Here is an 18,919-nt window from a genome sequence, read left to right as displayed (position 1 = left end):
GACCGTCTTGGGAGGCGGGTGCGGGCGTCTTAACGCAAGTTTCGACATGACGAAACCCTGATATCGTAAGAAGTGCGAACGATATCGGCGTCATGCGCATCATTATTCTGTCGGCGCTCCGCCCTGGGGCCGCGGCGCGGGACGGCCTTTTCGCTTGCGCCTCAACTGCTTTGCCGCAGGCAGATTTTCACGTTTTGCGGGAGGTTCGCTTGGCTGGACAACCCGGATTGACGAGAATCAAATTGTGGCAAACTCTCGACGGCGAAGCGATCGGCTTCGTTTTTCAGGAGCGAATGCATGTTCAAAAGGCTTTCTGCGGAATTTCTCGGTACATTCTGGCTCGTTTTCGGCGGTTGCGGCAGCGCCGTGCTGGCCGCTGCCCTTCCTGAGGTCGGTATTGGTTATCTCGGCGTCTCCTTTGCTTTTGGCCTGACGGTGCTGACCATGGCCTATGCGGTCGGCGGCATTTCCGGCGGGCATTTCAATCCGGCCGTCTCGGTGGGGTTGCTGGTTGCCGGCAAGTTCCCGGCGCACAAACTTGTCGGCTATGTCATCGCCCAGGTGCTGGGTGCCATCGCCGCGGCGGCGGTTATCTATCTGATCGCCAGCGGCAAGGGGGATTTCCAGCTCGGTGGCTTCGCTGCCAACGGTTACGGCGAGCATTCGCCGGGCGGCTACTCGCTGACGGCGGCGCTGGTTGCCGAGGTGGTGCTGACCGCCTTCTTCCTGTTCATCATTCTCGGCTCCACCCATGGCCGAGTGCCCGCGGGCTTTGCGCCGATCGCCATCGGCCTGGCGCTGACCCTGATCCATCTGGTCTCGATCCCGGTGACGAACACGTCGGTCAATCCGGCCCGCTCGACGGGGCAGGCGCTCTTCGTCGGCGATTGGGCGGTCGCGCAATTGTGGCTGTTCTGGGTGGCGCCGATCGTCGGCGCGGCGATCGCCGGCATCGTCTGGAAGATCGTCGGTGATGACGACTGATCCAATTCGGATGCCGTGACGCCTAGACCCGCCGCCCTGGCTGCGGCGGGTTTTTTCATTTTTTCTTCTGTTTATGCATTAGATTCAAGATTACTCCGCAACCCTTTGATCTCTCGCTAAAATGCCTTGTTCCACATGCGCTTGCGCCTGCAACCGGCGTTTCATTTCCTGACCGGGGTTAACGAAAGTAAACGGTTCGTTAACCTTAATGACGTTCTAGTGACCCCAATGGCGCAGCTGACTCGCGAGGGCGGGAGCCAGCCAGACGCAAGGAAGCCTTGCGATAGTGGCGTATTGTCTGGGGGTTTGAATGAACGGCAAGCATGTGGCTGTCCTGATGGGCGGATTTTCTTCGGAGCGACCGGTTAGCCTGTCGTCCGGGGCTGCCTGTGCGGATGCCCTGGAGGCTGCCGGCTATCGCGTCACCCGGATCGACGTCGATCGCAATGTCGCAGAGACGCTGGCCGCGCTGCGACCCGACGTTGCCTTCAACGCCCTTCATGGACCGTTCGGCGAGGATGGCACAATCCAGGGCGTCCTCGAATATCTTGAGATCCCCTACACCCATTCCGGCGTACTGGCCTCGGCGCTCGCCATGGACAAGGCGCAGGCCAAGCACGTTGCGGCTGCTTCGGGCATTCCAGTTGCCGAGGCGCAGGTCATGGATCGCCATGCCTTTGGTCCGAAGCACCCGATGAAGCCGCCTTACGTGGTCAAGCCGGTTTCCGAAGGCTCCAGCTTCGGTGTCGTCATCGTCAAGGAAGATCAGTCGCATCCGCCGCAGGTGGTGACATCGAGCGAATGGCGTTACGGCGACCGAATCATGGTCGAGCGTTATGTCGCCGGCCGCGAACTGACCTGTGGTGTCATGGGCGACAAGGCGCTCGGCGTCACCGAAATCATCCCGCAGGGCCATGCCTTCTACGATTATGATTCCAAATACGTAAAAGGTGGTTCGCGTCACGTCATTCCGGCACAGATTTCACCAAATATTTACCAAAAAATACAAACACTCGCTCTGAAGGCGCATCAGGCAATCGGTTGCCGGGGCGTCAGCCGATCCGACTTTCGTTTCGATGACAGTTCCTCCGCCGAGGGCGAGCTGATCTGGCTGGAGATCAACACCCAGCCCGGCATGACACCGACCTCCCTGGTGCCCGAGATGGCCGCGCATGCCGGCTACAGCTTCGGTGAGTTTTTGAGTTGGATGGTGGAGGACGCGTCGTGTTTGCGTTGAGGGGCAAAAGGGGCAAGAGGGTTCGTCACCTCGATGGCGCCGCCGCCGTCGATGTGGATGGCGCGCGCGTACTGCCGCGTCCGCTTCGTCGCGTTGTGCGCTTCTTCGTCAGCCTCGGCGCTGGCCGCATCCGCTTTCCCGCCTATACCGGCACGCTGTCGGCGATCGCCTTTTTCGCCGCCACTGGCTTTTACGGCATGTCGCTCGGCGGCCATACGCAGAATTTCGCGCAGGCCTCGACCACGGCCGCAGGCTTCGCGATCGAAGACGTCAAGGTTTCCGGCAACGACCAGACCTCGGAAATCGACATTCTCCAGCAGCTCGGCCTCGACGGCACGACGTCGCTGGTGGCGCTCGATATCGCCGAAGCGCGCAAGCTGATTGCGGAAATGCCCTGGGTGCAGGGCGTCACCGTTCGCAAGATCTATCCCGGCACGATCGAGGTTAGCCTCACCGAGCGCAAGGCCTTCGGCATCTGGCAGCACGGTTCGGATCTTTCGCTGATCGAGCGCAGCGGCAGCGTGATCGCGCCCTTGCGCGACAACAAGTTTGCCGCTCTGCCGCTCTTCGTCGGCCGTGACGCCGAAACGGCGGCTGCCGATTTCTACGACGAGTTTTCCCGCTGGCCGGAGATCCGCTCGCGCGTGAAGGCGTTCGTGCGCGTGGCCGGCCGCCGCTGGGACCTGCGCCTCGACAACGGCATCGTCGTCAAGCTGCCGGAGCACGACGTCGCCCGGGCGATGAAGGTGCTCTCCGACATGGAAAGCCAGCACCAGCTCCTCGAGCGCGATATCGCTGCCGTGGATCTGAGGCTCGAAGACAGAACAACAGTTCAGTTGACGCCGGACGCAGTGACCCGGCGCGAAGTTGCCTTGAAGGCGAGGGACAAGATGCTGAAGGCGCAGGAGACCGAAAAGAAGAAAGAAGGCCGCATATGAGTCTATTCGGTTCCTCCAGCTTTGGCCTGCCGCGCCTGAAGCCGCTTTCCTCGAAGCGGTCTCATGTCGTCTCGGTGCTGGATATCGGTTCGACCAAGGTGGTCTGCATGATCGGCCGGCTGACGCCGCGCGCCGAAAGCCAGATCCTGCCCAACCGTACGCATAGCGTCGAAATCATCGGCATCGGCCACCAGAAGTCCCGCGGCGTCAAGAACGGCGTCGTCGCCGACCTCGATGCGGTCGAGAGCGTCGTCCGGCTCGCCGTGGATGCGGCCGAGCGCATGGCCGGCCTCACCATAGACAGCCTGATTGTGAACGTTTCGGCCGGCCGGCTGCAGAGCGACGTCTATACCGCGACGATCGATCTCGGCGGCCAGGAAGTCGACGCCAATGATCTGCGCAAAGTTCTCTCCGCCGCCGGCCAGCAGTCGCTGCGCTCCGACCGCGCCATCCTGCACTCGCTGCCGACGGGCTTCTCGCTCGACGGCGAGCGCGGCATCCGTGATCCGCTCGCCATGTTCGGCGACGTTCTCGGCGTCGACATGCATGTGCTGACGGCCGAGCGTGCGGCGCTCAAGAACCTGGAACTCTGCGTCAACCGCGCTCACCTCTCGGTCGAGGGCATGGTGGCGACCCCCTATGCCAGCGGTCTTGCCGCTCTCGTCGACGACGAAGTCGAGCTCGGCTGTGCCGCGATCGACATGGGCGGCGGCACGACGACGATCTCGGTCTTTGCCGAAGGCAAGCTGGTTCACGCTGACGCTGTCAGCCTCGGCGGCCATCACGTGACGACGGATCTGGCGCGTGGTCTTTCGACCCGCATCGAGGATGCCGAACGGCTGAAGGTCGTGCACGGGTCGGCTCTGCCCAACAGCGCCGACGAACGCGACATCGTATCGGTGCCGCCGATCGGCGAGGACGACCGCGATCAGCCGACGCATGTGCCGCGCGCACTTGTGTCGCGCATCGTGCGCGCCCGCATCGAAGAGACGCTGGAACTCATCCGCGATCGCATCCAGCGCTCGGGCTTCAGCCCGATCGTCGGCAAGCGAATCGTTCTGACGGGCGGCGCCAGCCAGCTGACTGGCCTGCCGGAAGCGGCTCGCCGCATCCTCGCCCGCAATGTTCGCATCGGCCGTCCGCTCGGAGTTTCCGGGCTGCCGGCCGCTGCCAAGGGCCCGGCCTTCTCCACGGCGGTCGGCCTGATGATCTATCCGCAGGTCGCCGACCTCGAGACCCATGCCTCCCACGGCGGCATGTTCTCGGCGCTCGGCGCCGGCAACGGCCGCATCGCCCGCATGGGCCAGTGGCTGAAAGAGAGCTTTTGAGTGACGGCCGGCTCCGACAGGGACGGGACCGGGTGAAGACAAACTAGGACTTTGAAAGATTTGGCCGGCTCGGCAAGGCGGCCAGAAACCAGAAGGAACGGGACTATGACTATCAACTTGCAGAAGCCGGATATCACGGAGCTGAAGCCCCGCATCACCGTCTTTGGTGTAGGTGGCGGCGGCGGCAATGCTGTCAACAACATGATCACCGCAGGCCTCCAGGGCGTCGATTTCGTCGTGGCCAACACGGATGCCCAGGCACTCACCATGACCAAGGCCGAGCGCATCATCCAGATGGGCGTCGCCGTCACCGAAGGTCTCGGCGCCGGTTCGCAGCCGGAAGTCGGCCGCGCGGCCGCCGAAGAGTGCATCGATGAGATCATCGATCACCTCAACGGCACCCACATGTGCTTCGTCACCGCCGGCATGGGCGGCGGCACCGGCACCGGTGCAGCCCCGATCGTCGCACAGGCCGCCCGCAACAAGGGCATCCTGACGGTCGGCGTCGTCACCAAGCCGTTCCATTTCGAAGGCGCGCGCCGCATGCGGCTCGCCGACCAGGGCATCGCCGAACTGCAGAAGTCGGTCGACACCCTGATCGTCATCCCGAACCAGAACCTCTTCCGCATCGCCAACGACCGCACGACCTTTGCGGACGCGTTTGCTATGGCCGACCAGGTTCTCTATTCGGGCGTTGCCTGCATCACCGACCTCATGGTCAAGGAAGGCCTCATCAACCTCGACTTCGCCGACGTCCGCTCGGTGATGCGCGAAATGGGCCGCGCCATGATGGGCACCGGCGAAGCTTCGGGCGAAGGCCGCGCACTGGCCGCCGCCGAAGCCGCGATCGCCAACCCGCTGCTCGACGAAACCTCGATGAAGGGCGCCCAGGGCCTCCTGATCTCGATCACCGGCGGCCGCGACCTCACCCTGTTCGAACTCGACGAAGCGGCTACCCGTATTCGCGAAGAAGTCGACCCGGATGCCAACATCATCCTCGGCGCGACGTTCGACGAAGACCTCGAAGGCCTCATCCGCGTCTCGGTCGTTGCCACCGGCATCGACCGCACGGCCGCGGAGGTGGCGGGTCGTTCCGCCGACTTTCGTCCGGTAGCAGCAAAGCCGGTCGTCCGCCCGTCCGCCGCCGTTCCGGCCCAGCAGCCGCAGCCGGTTGCCCAGCACCAGCCGGCCCCGGTTCACCAGCCGGTGATGCAGCAGCCGGTCGCCCAGCCGGTTCAGCAGCCGATGCAGCAGCAGGCAACCGCCGACCAGATCGCAGCCGCCATCCGCGAAGCCGAAATGGAGCGCGAGCTCGACATCGCGACCCGGGCTGCCCAGGTGCAGGCCCAGGCCCCGGTTCAGCAGCCGATGCACGACGACAACTTTCGTCCCCAGAGCAAGCTCTTCGCCGGTGCTGCACCGGTAGAGGCCGCTCCGGTCATGCGCCAGCCGCAGCCGCAGATGCAGCCGGTTCAGCCCCAGCCGCAGCCGATCATGCGCCAGGAGCCCGTCGCTCCGGTCATGCGCCAGCAGCCGGAACAGGTTCGCATGCCGAAGGTCGAAGACTTTCCGCCGGTCGTAAAGGCAGAGATGGACCGCCGCGCACAGCCGGCTGCCCCGATGCAGGAAGAGCGCGGCCCGATGGGTCTGCTCAACCGCATCACCAGCTCGCTCGGCCTGCGTGACCGCGAACAGACCCCGGCAGCCGCCGACATGACGGCTTCCGCCCCGACCGCTGCTTCCCAGCAGCGCCGGCCGCTCTCGCCGGAAGCGAGCCTCTATGCGCCGCGCCGCGGCCAGCTTGACGATCACGGTCGCGCTTCGCCGCAGGCGCGCCCGCAAGAAGATGATCAGCTCGAAATCCCGGCGTTCCTGCGCCGTCAATCGAACTGATTGGAAGGCCCGTTCCTTCACCTTGCCGAATGCCCGGGCAACTGCCCGGGCATTTTTGCATTTTGTTCATTATTTCAGGTGTTTGATTCGATGTTACGGACCGTCGCAAATGCGTAACAAAGCGAAACGAACAGTGATTTGGAATGGTGCCTCCAAACTCCTATTTTCAGACTCGGAATTGGGGACGCATGCGATTCGATCAAGCGCTGTCTGTTCGAAACGCAGAGGACCGGTCGTTGAGCCGGGACTCTCGGGCATCTTTCTTGTGCCCTGAAGATCGTTGCGTCCACCAGCAGGTTTTGGCCATTGGCCACAGGTATTGAAAGTGACGAGAATGGGAATCGAATTGCTCGGGTTTCAGACGACGATTGCAAGCCCGGTAACGCTCAAGGGAATTGGCGTTCACTCCGGTGCGGAAGTGTCGATCACCTTCCACCCGGCCGAAGCCGATGCGGGCATCGTTTTCCAGCGCGTTCTCTCCAACGGCCGGGTCAGCGAATACAAGGCGGTTTCCTCGCAGGTCGGCAACACCGATCTCTGCACCGTTCTCGGCATGTCGCCGGCGACTTCGATCGCCACGATCGAGCATGTGATGGCGGCGATCTACGCGCTCGGCCTCGACAACCTCACGGTCGAAGTGCACGGCGCCGAAATGCCGATCATGGACGGCAGCTCCGAACCCTTCATCGACGCGATCGAGCAGGTGGGCGTTCGCGCCCTTGCGGTCAAGCGTCGCTACATCCGCATCGTCAAGCCGGTGCGCATCGAATCGGGTGCCTCCTGGTCGGAGTTCACGCCCTATGACGGCATGCGCTTCGAGGTCGAGATCGATTTCGATTGCCCGCTGATCGGCCGCCAGGCCTGGAAGGGCGACATGACGCCTTCGGTCTTCAAGCGCGAGCTGTCGCGTGCCCGCACCTTCGGCTTCATGCGCGATGTCGAACGCCTCTGGGCGGCTGGCTTTGCGCTCGGCTCCTCGCTCGAAAACTCCGTCGTCATTTCCGACGACAACACGGTGATCAACGTCGAGGGCCTGCGCTACACCGACGAATTCGTGCGCCACAAGACGCTCGATGCGGTTGGCGACCTCTCGCTCGCCGGCGCGCCGTTCATCGGCTGCTATCGCTCGTACCGCGGCGGCCACAAGATGAACGCCAACGCGCTGAAGGCACTTCTCAGCGACCCGACGGCCTACGAAGTCGTCGAAACGGCAACCCCGCGCCAGCGTACCCGCGCGCGCGATATGGTTGCAGTGGCAGCTCCGGGCTTCGCGCCCTGGTCCGCATAACAAGAAAAGTCATCATCTCCTCCAGTCGCCGGCCGAAAGGCCGGCATTTTCATGATAGAGCTGCCACAAATTTGCATGAATCACCGATCATGACGTTGCGGTCTCAAGGTAACTTGCTCTAAAAGCGCATGTCTGGCGGGGTCCATGCCCGCAGAATGGAACGGGAATATCCGATGGTTCTTGCAGTTTCTGTGGATTTGAAAAAGTCAGCGCGCGTCGCCGCCGTCATTGTCGCGGCCGTTGCCGGCAGCGCCCTGATTACCGCCTGCCAGAACGATCCCGATATCGACATCACCAAGCTGACGGCCGAAACCGATCCGCCGGAAGTGCTCTACAATCAGGGCCTCGCCAACCTCAATGCCGGCAAGACGACGGAGGCGGCGCGCAAGTTCGAAGCGCTCGACCGCCAGCATCCGTTCTCGGAATATGCCCGCAAGGCGCTGGTCATGAACGCTTTCGTTTCTTACCGTAACGGTCAGTACCAGGAGGCGATCAACGCCACCGGCCGCTACCTCAATCTTTATCCGCAGTCGGAAGACGCTGCCTATGCGCAGTACATCCAGGGTCTCGCCTATACCAAGCAGATCCCGGCGGTGACGCAGGACCAGAAGCCGGCCTTCAAGGCGATCGAAGCCATGCAGGCGGTCGTAGACCGCTACCCGGACTCCGAATATGTCGACGACGCCAAGTCGAAGATCCGCTTTGCCCGCGACCAGCTGGCCGGCAAGGAGATGCAGGTCGGCCGCTACTATCTCGAGCGCAAGGAATACCTTGCCGCCGTGTCGCGTTTCCGTGTCGTCGTCGAGCAGTATCCGAACACCAACCAGGTTGAAGAAGCGCTGGCGCGCCTGACGGAAGCCTATTTCGCGATGGGCGTGACCCAGGAGGCGCAGACCGCTGCCGCCGTTCTCGGTCACAACTACCCGGACAGCCAGTGGTACAACGATAGCTTCAAGCTGCTGCAGTCGGGTGGCCTTGAGCCGCGTGAAAGCGGCAACTCCTGGATTTCGCGCGCCGCCAAGAAACTCGTCGGCGCCTGATATCTATCGGCGCCCTTCAAGGAAGATATAACCCCGGATGCTTGCCCAGCTTTCGATCCGCGATATCGTCCTGATTGAACGGCTCGATCTCAATTTCGACGCCGGGCTCTCGGTGCTGACCGGTGAAACCGGGGCCGGCAAGTCCATCCTTCTCGACAGCCTGTCGCTCGCCCTTGGCGGGCGCGGCGATGGCTCGCTCGTTCGCCACGGTTCCGACAAGGGGCAGGTGACGGCGGTCTTCGACGTGCCGATGGGGCATTCGGCGCGGCTGATGCTCAGGGAAAACGGCATCGACGACGACGGCGACCTGATCTTTCGTCGCGTGCAGTCGGCCGACGGCCGCACCAAGGCCTATGTCAACGACCAGCCGATCAGCGTCCAGCTGATGCGCCAGCTTGGCCAGACGCTGGTCGAAATTCACGGACAGCACGACGACCGCGCGCTCGTCGATATCGACGCGCACCGCACGCTTCTCGACGCCTTCGGTGGCACCGCCGAAGAAGCGGCGCATGTGAGCGAACTCTATCGCGCCTGGAAGGACGCCGAGCGCGGCCTGAAGAAGCACCGCGAGCGGGTCGAGGCGGCCGCGCGCGAGGCGGACTACCTTCGGTCTTCGGTCGAAGAACTGGAGAAGCTCAGCCCCCGCGACGGCGAAGAGGACGAGCTTGCCGAGAACCGGGCGCGGATGATGAAGGCCGAGCGCATCGCCGGCGACATCAACGAGGCCTCGGAGTTCCTGAACGGCAACGCTTCGCCGGTTCCGCTGATCGCCTCACTCGTGCGCCGTCTCGAGCGCAAGAGCCAGGAGGCGCCGGGCCTGCTTGAAGAAACGGTCGAGTTGCTCGACGGTGCGCTCAACCAGCTTTCGGACGCGCAGATGTCGGTCGAGCGGGCGTTGCGCAACACGGAGTTCGATCCGAAGGAATTGGAGCGGGTGGAGGAGCGGCTGTTCGCGCTGCGCGCCGCCAGCCGCAAATATTCGGTTCCGGTCACGGAACTGCCGGCACTCGCGGTTCGCATGATTTCCGATCTCGCCGATCTCGATGCCGGCGAGGAAAAGCTGAAGCAGCTCGATGCACAAGTCGGCGTGGCGCGGGTAGCGTTCGACGCTTCGGCGCGCTCGCTCTCCGAAAAGCGTCGCCATACCGCGACCGCGCTTTCCGACGCTGTCATGGCCGAACTGCCGGCGTTGAAGCTCGAGCGGGCACGCTTCATGGTCGAGGTGCAAAGCGATCCGTCGCTGCCGACGGTCGACGGTATCGACCTCGTCGAGTTCCACGTCCAGACCAACCCCGGCACGCGGCCGGGCCCGATCATGAAGGTGGCTTCCGGCGGCGAACTTTCGCGCTTCCTGCTGGCGTTGAAGGTGGCGCTTGCCGATCGCGGCTCGGCGCCGACGCTCGTCTTTGATGAAATCGACACCGGTGTCGGCGGTGCGGTGGCCGATGCCATTGGCCAGCGGCTGAAGCGCCTTTCGGCAACGGTGCAGGTGCTCTCCGTCACCCACGCGCCGCAGGTCGCAGCCCGTGCGGCAACGCATCTTCTGATCTCCAAGGGTCCTTCGACCGAGAAGGCCGAGATGATTTCCACCCGTGTCGCCCGCATGGACGACAAGGCGCGCACCGAGGAAATCGCCCGCATGCTTGCCGGCGCCTCGATCACCGAAGAGGCGAGGGCGGCTGCCGCTCGCCTGCTTTCCGGCAACGGCTAGATCATCCTGGCGCCAAGTGGAAACATTGGCGGCTGAAGGATGCGATGTCCTCAGAGTGTTCATCTGAACCCACGGCCTTGGGCTTCCTAAGCCTTTTGGTTGAATTGTTGCGCCGCTGCACCCGTGTTCTATTTCCTCTGCGGTTGGGGCACTTCGGGCATGTGGGAGAAACTCGAGCATAGACTGGAGATCCGGTTTGCGCAGATGCGTGCGCATCCGGAACTGATCCTGCTCATCGCGCTCGCCTATGCCGGCCTTATCCTGACGATAAAGGAAGCGAACCAGGAACTGGGCGGCTTCGGGGTGTTCGCGTGCGTTGCGATCGCCGTGACTGCAGCAACTCTCGTCGCAAGGCTGCGACACGCCTCGCAGGTCGGGATGGCGGAGGAGGAGGCCGATCCTCAGCCGCCGAACGCGGACGAAGTCACGCCGTTGGCGCTTGTCGCGCCCTGTGCGCACGGGGACCGTTCCTATCTTGTCCGCGTCCCGGCGCCGACGGCGGTTGCCTATGAGGTGGTCCGCAAGGCACAGGATGTGTTTCGCAGCGGCGCGATCGATCCCGAAGAGGATATGAGAGCGTTCCATTCCGACCCCTACAGCCTGATCTGCCTGCAGGACCTCGACGGCAACATCTTCGGCTTCATCGACTACTACGCCTTCGAGAAGAACCACTTCAAACTGTTCCTGCAGGGGCATTATGCCTTTGGCAACCTGCTGGCGAGCGGGCTGCTTGCCCATCCGCAGGCGCGAAAGGCGAAGGTCGTCTATCTCGCGACCATCCTCAATATGAGCTTCCTGCTCGATTCCATGCGCGCCGAGCGCCGCAGGCAGAACGGCATTCTCGTCTGGGCGACGGTTTCGGCGATCCTCGAACACCACACGTTTCCGCCCGACGGCATCGACATCTACAGCATCGGCTGGGACAAGGGCGGGGCCGCGATCCTGAAGATGTTCGGCCTGCAGCCGGTGAGCCGGGTGATGCGTGGCCAGGCGGAAGGCAAATGGATCTACTGCAAGCGTGGTGTCCAGAAAAAGGATCTCGAGGCCATCCGCTGCCGTTATCAGAGGCGCTATGAACGCTGGTGCGAACTGGATGTCAGGCCGCTTGCCGGGCTCGCGCCGGGGGCCGTCAATGCCACTGGCGCGTGAGCCGACGGCGCCGGACGGTCTTTTCTTTCCCATCAGTTGCTCTACAAAACGACTTCGAATCCGGAGTCGTCGCGCATGTCCCAAGAATTGAAACCCGTCGAGAATCTCAACGAAACGGAAGCGGCCGAAGAGCTTGCCTTTCTCGCGGCCGAGCTTGCGCGCCATGACGCGCTTTATCATGGCCAGGACGCGCCGGAGATTTCGGATGCGGACTATGACGCGCTGAAGCGGCGTAACGACGCGATCGAGCAGCGCTTTCCGGTACTCATCCGCGACGACAGCCCCTCGAAGAAGGTGGGTGCTGCACCCTCCGTCACCTTCCAGCCGGTCGTGCACGCCCGGCCGATGCTGTCGCTCGACAACACGTTTTCCGACGAGGACGCGCGCGATTTCGTCGCCTCGGTCTATCGTTTCCTCGGCCAACTGCCGGACAACTCCATCGCCTTTACCGCCGAGCCGAAGATCGACGGGCTCTCCATGTCGCTGCGCTATGAGAACCGCCGGCTGGTGACGGCCGCGACCCGCGGCGACGGCACGACTGGCGAAAACGTCACCGCCAACATCCGCACCATCGGCATGATCCCGCAGACGCTGCCGGCAGATGCGCCCGATGTCGTCGAGGTGCGCGGCGAAATCTATATGGCGAAATCGGACTTTGCCGCGCTCAACGCCGAGATGGCGGCGCTCGGCAAGCCGCTCTATGTCAACCCGCGCAACACCGCTTCGGGCTCGCTGCGCCAGCTCGACGCCAAGGTGACGGCGAGCCGCAAGCTGCGTTTCTTTGCCTATGCCTGGGGCGAGATCTCTGAAATGCCCGCCGACACGCAGATGGGCATGGTCGAGGTGTTCAAGAGCTGGGGCTTCCCGGTCAACCCGCTGATGCAGCGGCTCTCCTCGGCCGACGCGCTGCTGGAGCATTACCACCACATCGAGCGCGAACGGCCGGATCTCGACTACGATATCGACGGCGTCGTCTACAAGGTCGACCGGCTCGACCTGCAGGCCCGCCTCGGCTTCCGTTCGCGCTCGCCGCGCTGGGCAACCGCGCACAAGTTTCCTGCCGAGCAGGCCTTCACCCGACTGACGGCGATCGACATCCAGGTCGGCCGTACCGGCGCGCTGACGCCGGTGGCACGCCTTGAGCCGATCACGGTCGGTGGCGTCGTCGTCACCAATGCGACGCTGCACAACGAGGATTACATCAAGGGTCTCGGCAATTCGGGCGAGCCGATCCGCGAGGGCCGCGACATCCGCATCGGCGACATGGTGATCGTCCAGCGCGCCGGCGACGTCATTCCACAGATCGTCGACGTGGTCATGGACGAGCGCAAGGAGGGGAGCGAGCCCTATCGCTTCCCGACCACATGCCCGGTCTGCGGCAGCCATGCGGTGCGCGACATCAACGAGAAGACCGGCAAGGTGGATGCGGTGCGCCGCTGCACCGGCGGTTTCGTCTGCCGCGCGCAGGCCGTCGAGCACCTGAAGCACTTCGTCTCGCGCAACGCCTACGACATCGAGGGCCTCGGTTCGAAGCAGATCGAGTTCTTCTTCGAAAGCGAAGACCCGACGCTGATGATCCGCACGGCGCCGGATATCTTCACGCTGGAGAAACGCCAGGAGGCGTCGTCGCTCACCAAGCTCGAAAACATCGACGGCTTCGGCCGCGTCAGCGTGCGCAAGCTTTACGACGCCATCAATACGCGCCGTTCGATCGCGCTGCAGCGTTTCATCTATGCGCTCGGCATTCGCCATGTGGGCGAGACGACGGCAAAGCTGCTGGCGCGTTCCTATGGCACCTACGAGCACTTCGGCGAGGCGATGCGCGACGCGTCGACGTTTACCGGCGACGCCTGGAATGAACTCAACAGCATCGACGGCATCGGTGAGGTGGTCGCCCGGGCGATCGTCGAGTTCTACAAGGAGCCGCGCAATCTCGAGGTGGTCACGCGCCTCTTGTCCGAGGTGACGCCGGAGGCGGCGGAAGCGCCGGTTGCCTCTGACAGCCCGGTCGCCGGCAAGACCGTCGTCTTTACCGGGTCGCTCGAAAAGATGACCCGCGACGAGGCGAAAGCGAAGGCCGAAAGCCTCGGCGCCAAGGTGGCGGGTTCGGTATCGAAGAAGACAGATATCGTCGTTGCCGGCCCGGGTGCCGGCTCCAAGCTCGACAAGGCCCGCGAACTCGGCGTTGAGACGATGGACGAGGACGAGTGGCTGGCGCTGATCGGGGGCTAATGCTCCACGATCAGGCGTGACGGGCGGGCGGCGTTACGCCCGCTCGGTGTCGTAGGCTTCGGATGCGGCCTTCAGGGCGGCGATATCGTCGGCGCATATGAAACGGCGCAGCGCGTCGAACTTTGACCGTTCCCACTGGTAGATGCCGAGCGCAATCAGCGTCTCGACATCGGTCGCGGGGAAACGCTGGCGCACGGGGCGGGCAGGGTTCCCCGCAACGATGGTGTAGGGCGCAACGTCCTTCGTCACGATGGCACCCGACGCGATGACGGCGCCTTCGCCGAGCGTCACACCCGGCATGATCATGGCGCGCATGCCGATCCAGGCGCCGTCGCCGATGACGGTGTCGCCCTTGCCGACATAGGCTTCGCCGATCACATCGAGGAAGGGATAGAGGCTCACCCAATCGGTGCGATGGGTGTGGTTGCCGCCCATGAGGATCACCGCCTCGGCGCCAATCGCGACATAGTCGCCGATCAGCAGTTGATCGATTGGCCATTGCGGTTCCCAGGCCCTGAGGCTGTAGTCGTCGCCATAGAGGTAGCGAACGACACTTTCCTCGAAGGATCCGGTCCAGGCGTTGCTGTAGTAGCTGTTGCTGCCGCGCACGTGAATGTTCGGGTTGCGCACTGTCTCATGCAAGAGCTCGACCTTGGACCAATGCTTGGCTTCGACCTTCGTGGACATGGGGTTCCTCATTCTCAATGCTTGCAAGCGAAGCTGCGCGTCGCTCGCCATTCGTATCCCGTCCCAACTATCGGATTCACCGGTCGCTTTCTTCTCAAATCGGGCGCCGACCGGAAGCTTTGGCAGGCACTGCGATCATTCCATCACACAAAAACGCCCGCCGCTTTTGGCGCCAGGCGCAAAGTTCGGGGCACTGCGCGAGATCAGGAGGCCTGCTGCTGGGCGGCTTCCTGGTCCATCCACATGAATTCCCAGACGTGACCGTCGAGGTCCTGGAAGGAAATGCCGTACATGAAGCCGTAGTCGAGAGCCGGCTTCCAGGGCTTGGCGCCGGCAGCGAGCGCCTTGGCGAGCATGTCGTCGCATTCAGCGCGGCTGGACGCGGAAAGGGCGGTAATGACCTCGGTTCCTTTCCGGGCGTCGCTGATCTCGCCGGTGATGAAGTCGCGGAACTTCGGCTCGGTCAGAAGCATGACGAAAATATTGTCCGAGATCACCGTGCAGGCGGCGGTGTCGTCGGAGAACTGCTCGTTGAAGGTGAAGCCGAGGGCGGCGAAGAACGCGCGCGAGGCCTTCAGATCCTTGACCGGCAGGTTTACGAAAATCGTGCGCATAAAATGCTCCTTGGAATGGATTTCGTGTTTTACGGATCTGATCACTTCGGTGTTTCGGCGAAACCGCGAAGCGATCCAACTCTTTGATTGACGCAACTCCAGGAAAACTGCGTCGCACTTTTCCTGGAGTTGCTCTAAGGACGAATGCCGGTCGACGATCCCGACACCGGCTCAAAGATTTTTTGAGCCGGGCTGATGTGGGGTGCAACTACAGGTCTTCAAGCGGAGCGAGACCTGCTTCGATGCTGCAAATAGGATCGACGGTGCTAGCGGCTGCGAGCGGCCCCAAGGGCGCGCGCCGCTGCTCGATGTTATTGTCACTTCACCGTACACACGCCGTTGGCGCCGCCCTTGCCGGTGTAGGACACGCTCGGCGAGCCGTCGGGATTGATGCTGAGCGAGATGGTGACGCCGGCGCCGTGCGCTTCGTAGTAGTTCTCGTTGAACACCTTGAGCTTGGCTTCCTTGCCGTTGATGTAGATCGGGCCGCCTTCGTCGGCATGGACCTCGATCTTGCCGGGGCAGGTGGCGTTGACGAGCGGGATCTTCGCTTCGGCCGCAGCGGCGAAGGCAAGCGTCGGGACGAGAACGCCGAGAAGGCGCAGGCAGGGTTTCATCTTGCTCTCCAGCGTGGGTTGCAGGTGGCATCGATCGCCAACCGTGACAGGCTGCCGGTGGAAGTCAAGCGCGGCTGAGCGTCACCAAGCTGTCATCAATCCGATTGTTTTTTTGCGCTGCACAAGATAGAGGATTGCAGCCGAATTTTATGCAAATGCCTTTTCGCGGAGCAGGTCGCGGCCATCTGCGAAGGCAGCGCACCAGCATCCCAAAGGGCAGGGCGCCGGCGCGGATTGGAGGGTCCGGAGATGAAGACTTTCACCACCATCGCCGAGCTGCGTGCAGCGCTTGCCGAGCATAGACGCGCCGGCAAGACGGTCGGCTTCGTGCCGACCATGGGCTACCTGCATGTCGGCCATATGGAGCTGATGCGCCGGGCCCGCGAGGAAAACGACGTCGTCGTCGCCAGCATCTTCGTCAATCCGCTGCAGTTCGGCGCCAACGAGGATCTTTCCAAATATCCGCGCGATCTCGCCCGCGACCAGGCGATGCTCGAAGCGGGCAGCGTCAACTATCTCTTTGCCCCCGGTGTTGCCGACATGTATCCGCGACTGATGGAAACGGTGGTTGACGTGCCGACGCTTGGCAGCGAGCTCGAGGGCTCCGTGCGCCCCGGCCACTTTGCCGGTGTTGCCACCGTCGTCACCAAGCTCTTCAACATCGTTGGGCCCGATCGCGCCTATTTCGGCGAGAAGGATTTCCAGCAGCTGCAGATCATCCGCCGCATGGTGGACGATCTCGCCCAGCCGGTGACCGTGATCGGCGTGCCGACGGTGCGCGAGGCCGACGGGCTCGCCTGCTCGTCGCGCAATGTCTATCTGACGGCCGAAGAGCGGCGTGCCGCGGCGATCGTGCCGAAGGCGTTGGATGAGGCGCAGCACCTCGTCGCCTCCGGCGTCAGCGATGTCGCCGCACTCGAAAAGGCCGTGACCGAGTTTCTGGCGAGCGAGCCCTTGGCGAAGCCCGAGGTCGTAGCGGTGCGCGATCCCGAGACGCTGGAGACGATCGAAACGATCGGCGACCGGCCGGTGCTGCTTCTGCTCTTCGTCCGCTTCGGCACGACGAAGCTGCTCGACAATCGCGTGATCGCCCCGAAATCCGCATCATTTGCAAAGGTTGCCTGACATGAGCGTGCAGACCGCCAAGCGCCGGCTCAGCCCCGCCAACATCGAAGCGCTGAAGGGCGAGCGCCCGATCGTCAGCCTCACGGCCTATACGACGCCGATTGCGCGGCTGCTCGATCCGCATGTGGACTTTCTGCTGGTCGGCGATTCCGTCGGCATGGTGCTCTATGGCCTCGACACGACCGTCGGCGTGACGCTGGAAATGATGATCGCCCATGGCCAGGCGGTCATGCGCGGCTCGCAGCAGGCCTGCGTCGTCATCGACATGCCCTTCGGCTCCTACCAGGAATCGAAGGAGCAGGCGTTCCGCAGTGCGGCGCTAATCCTCAAGGAAACCGGCTGCAGCGCAGTGAAGCTCGAGGGCGGGGCGGAGATGGCCGAGACGGTCGAGTTCCTCGTCAGCCGCGGCATTCCGGTGCTCGGCCATGTCGGCCTGATGCCGCAGCTCGTCAACACGACCGGCGGCTACCGCTCGGTTGGCCGCAACGACAAGGAAGTGGCAAAGATCCGCCGCGACGCCAAGGCGATCGACGATGCCGGAGCGTTTGGCATCGTCATCGAGGGCACGGTCGAGCCGGTGGCCCGCGAGCTCACGGCCGAGTTGCGCTCGCCGACGATCGGCATCGGCGCATCGCCTGCCTGCGACGGCCAGATCCTCGTCTCCGACGACATGCTCGGCCTCTTCAACGACTTCAAGCCGCGCTTCGTCAAGCATTTCGCCGAGTTGGCGCCGGCGATCTCGAAGGCGGCCGAGGACTATGCGGCGGAGGTGAAGGCCCGCACGTTCCCCGGCATCGAGCATACGTTCCAGGTCAAGAAGTAAGGGGCGGCTGGCCCGCGCCGGCGCTTATTCCAAGCGATAAAGCGCATCGTTTTCCTGATCGGTGCGCCTTTTGTTCAAGCCTCGTTCGCCGAGGCATCATAAAATTCAATCATTGTATCAGCGCATTTGAATTGTTGCCGGGGGCGCAAGCGCCTATCAGTCCGGCACCGGCCGCATGGCGCGTCATCGCCTCGGCCGGCGGAGGTTTCCATGAAAAAAGATGAATTCTGGGAAGGGGTCCGCGGCGGCTTTCCCATCATGCTGGCAGCATCGCCCTTCGGTGCGCTGTTCGGGGCGCTTGCGGTCGACAATGGCTTCACCATTGCCGATGCGGTGTTAATGAGCGCGACCGTCTATGCCGGCGCCAGCCAGATGGTCGGCATCGAGCTCTTCGGCAACAACGTCCAGCCCTGGCTGGTGGTGCTCTCCGTCTTTGCGGTCAACTTCCGCCACGTGCTCTATTCGGCCTCGATCGCCAAATATGTCCGGCACTTCACCTTCGGGCAGAAGTTCCTCGCCTTCTTCCTGCTGGTCGATCCGCAATATGCCGAGACCGAAAAGCGCGGCGAGCGCGGCTTGCCGATCACCTTTGCCTGGTATCTCGGCTTCGGTCTCGTGATCTACATCCCGTGGATCATCAACACGCTGGTCGGCGCGATCTTCGGGCAGATGATCGGTGACCCCAAGGCGATCGGCCTTGATGTCCTGTTGCCGGTCTATTTCATGGGGCTCGTCATGGGCTTCCGCAAGCGTGACCGGTTCCTGCCGATCGTCATCGTCTCGGGGCTTGCATCCGTCGCCGGCATGCATTTCGTCGGCTCGCCATGGCATGTCAGCATCGGAGCACTAGCCGGCATCATTCTTGCCGCCTGTCTGCCGCCAAGCGAGCGGGCAGTGGCACCGACGGGTGTCGAGAAGGAGGCGTGAACATGGATCCGCAACACCTGAATCTCATCTACCTGATCATCGCGGCGGCCGTTGCGACCTTCCTGACGCGTGTCGGCGGCTATATCCTGATCACCCAGATGAAAGAGATCCCGCCGCGGCTGGAGGCGGCGCTCAACGCCGTTCCCGCAGCCGTTCTGACGACGCTGGTGGCGCCGGCCTTCGTCTATGGCGGGCTCGACGTGACGATCGCCATGTTCGTCGCCTTTGCCATCGCGCTTGGGCTGAATCTCTCAACACTGCGCATGCTCGTCATCGGCTGGGTGGTTGTCATGGTGATCCGGCATCTGGTGATGTAGGACGCCCGT

17 protein-coding genes are annotated in these 18,919 nt (G+C 63.2%); 14 read left to right on the top strand and 3 right to left on the bottom strand.

Translation table 11 applies throughout. From position 1 onward, the window contains the following. Positions 1 to 297 precede the first annotated feature (297 nt). From aqpZ to ligA, 10 genes are all read left to right on the top strand, one after another. Complete coding sequence (gene aqpZ, locus IB279_RS12755; RefSeq protein WP_060582689.1) at positions 298 to 984, top strand: aquaporin Z; 687 nt, start codon at positions 298 to 300, stop codon at positions 982 to 984. Positions 985 to 1,294: 310 nt separating this feature from the next. Then, positions 1,295 to 2,221: a D-alanine--D-alanine ligase gene (locus tag IB279_RS12750; RefSeq protein WP_112771103.1), complete on the top strand. Its 927-nt coding sequence runs from the start codon at positions 1,295 to 1,297 to the stop codon at positions 2,219 to 2,221. Continuing rightward, positions 2,209 to 3,159 (top strand): cell division protein FtsQ, encoded by a 951-nt coding sequence (ftsQ, locus tag IB279_RS12745; protein WP_060605507.1) that lies wholly within the window; start codon positions 2,209 to 2,211, stop codon positions 3,157 to 3,159. Before IB279_RS12750 ends, ftsQ begins: the two co-directional genes overlap by 13 nt. Next, positions 3,156 to 4,487: a cell division protein FtsA gene (gene ftsA, locus IB279_RS12740; protein ID WP_034792498.1), complete on the top strand. Its 1,332-nt coding sequence runs from the start codon at positions 3,156 to 3,158 to the stop codon at positions 4,485 to 4,487. The genes ftsQ and ftsA overlap by 4 nt, the downstream gene beginning before the upstream one ends. 105 nt (positions 4,488 to 4,592) lie before the next feature. Continuing rightward, a complete protein-coding gene (gene ftsZ, locus IB279_RS12735) occupies positions 4,593 to 6,380 on the top strand; it encodes a cell division protein FtsZ (protein ID WP_034792500.1) in 1,788 nt (595 codons plus the stop codon). A 334-nt stretch (positions 6,381 to 6,714) separates the two neighbouring features. Then, positions 6,715 to 7,668 (top strand): UDP-3-O-acyl-N-acetylglucosamine deacetylase, encoded by a 954-nt coding sequence (gene lpxC, locus IB279_RS12730; RefSeq protein WP_034792502.1) that lies wholly within the window; start codon positions 6,715 to 6,717, stop codon positions 7,666 to 7,668. Between the two features lie 173 nt (positions 7,669 to 7,841). Then, positions 7,842 to 8,708: an outer membrane protein assembly factor BamD gene (locus IB279_RS12725; RefSeq protein WP_034792504.1), complete on the top strand. Its 867-nt coding sequence runs from the start codon at positions 7,842 to 7,844 to the stop codon at positions 8,706 to 8,708. A 37-nt stretch (positions 8,709 to 8,745) separates the two neighbouring features. Continuing rightward, positions 8,746 to 10,419, top strand: coding sequence for a DNA repair protein RecN (gene recN / locus IB279_RS12720; protein WP_060515935.1), 1,674 nt, complete (start codon positions 8,746 to 8,748; stop codon positions 10,417 to 10,419). Between the two features lie 159 nt (positions 10,420 to 10,578). Then, on the top strand, positions 10,579 to 11,568 hold the full coding sequence (locus IB279_RS12715; RefSeq protein ID WP_162732997.1) for a hypothetical protein: 990 nt from the start codon (positions 10,579 to 10,581) through the stop codon (positions 11,566 to 11,568). A 75-nt stretch (positions 11,569 to 11,643) separates the two neighbouring features. Beyond that, positions 11,644 to 13,800 carry an NAD-dependent DNA ligase LigA gene (gene ligA, locus IB279_RS12710; RefSeq protein WP_112771101.1) on the top strand — a complete coding sequence of 719 codons (2,157 nt, stop codon included), beginning with the start codon at positions 11,644 to 11,646 and terminating at the stop codon, positions 13,798 to 13,800. A gap of 33 nt (positions 13,801 to 13,833) precedes the next feature. On the opposite strand, the gene IB279_RS12705 is transcribed toward ligA, so the two are convergent. The 3 genes from IB279_RS12705 to IB279_RS12695 all read right to left on the bottom strand — a co-directional run bounded on the left by IB279_RS12705 (position 13,834) and on the right by IB279_RS12695 (position 15,718). Next, complete coding sequence (locus tag IB279_RS12705; protein WP_112771100.1) at positions 13,834 to 14,487, bottom strand: CatB-related O-acetyltransferase; 654 nt, start codon at positions 14,485 to 14,487, stop codon at positions 13,834 to 13,836. Positions 14,488 to 14,690: 203 nt separating this feature from the next. Next, on the bottom strand, positions 14,691 to 15,101 hold the full coding sequence (locus tag IB279_RS12700) for a VOC family protein (protein WP_192339232.1): 411 nt from the start codon (positions 15,099 to 15,101) through the stop codon (positions 14,691 to 14,693). Between the two features lie 317 nt (positions 15,102 to 15,418). Next, positions 15,419 to 15,718: a hypothetical protein gene (locus IB279_RS12695; RefSeq protein ID WP_060515939.1), complete on the bottom strand. Its 300-nt coding sequence runs from the start codon at positions 15,716 to 15,718 to the stop codon at positions 15,419 to 15,421. 249 nt (positions 15,719 to 15,967) lie between these two features. Here IB279_RS12695 and panC point away from each other — a divergent pair, with 249 nt between their 5' ends. The 4 genes from panC (at position 15,968) to IB279_RS12675 (ending at position 18,910) form a co-directional block, all read left to right on the top strand. Continuing rightward, positions 15,968 to 16,843, top strand: coding sequence for a pantoate--beta-alanine ligase (gene panC, locus IB279_RS12690; protein ID WP_112771099.1), 876 nt, complete (start codon positions 15,968 to 15,970; stop codon positions 16,841 to 16,843). A 1-nt stretch (position 16,844) separates the two neighbouring features. Next, a complete protein-coding gene (gene panB / locus IB279_RS12685; protein ID WP_192339231.1) occupies positions 16,845 to 17,666 on the top strand; it encodes a 3-methyl-2-oxobutanoate hydroxymethyltransferase in 822 nt (273 codons plus the stop codon). Between the two features lie 210 nt (positions 17,667 to 17,876). Further along, positions 17,877 to 18,593 (top strand): AzlC family ABC transporter permease, encoded by a 717-nt coding sequence (locus IB279_RS12680; RefSeq protein ID WP_112771097.1) that lies wholly within the window; start codon positions 17,877 to 17,879, stop codon positions 18,591 to 18,593. 2 nt (positions 18,594 to 18,595) lie between these two features. Continuing rightward, positions 18,596 to 18,910, top strand: coding sequence for an AzlD family protein (locus tag IB279_RS12675; protein WP_034792520.1), 315 nt, complete (start codon positions 18,596 to 18,598; stop codon positions 18,908 to 18,910). Positions 18,911 to 18,919: the final 9 nt, after the last annotated feature.

The organism is Ensifer sp. ENS06 (genome assembly GCF_014852205.1).
GTDB lineage: Bacteria > Pseudomonadota > Alphaproteobacteria > Rhizobiales > Rhizobiaceae > Ensifer > Ensifer adhaerens.
This window is presented reverse-complemented; position numbering and strand designations above follow the sequence as displayed.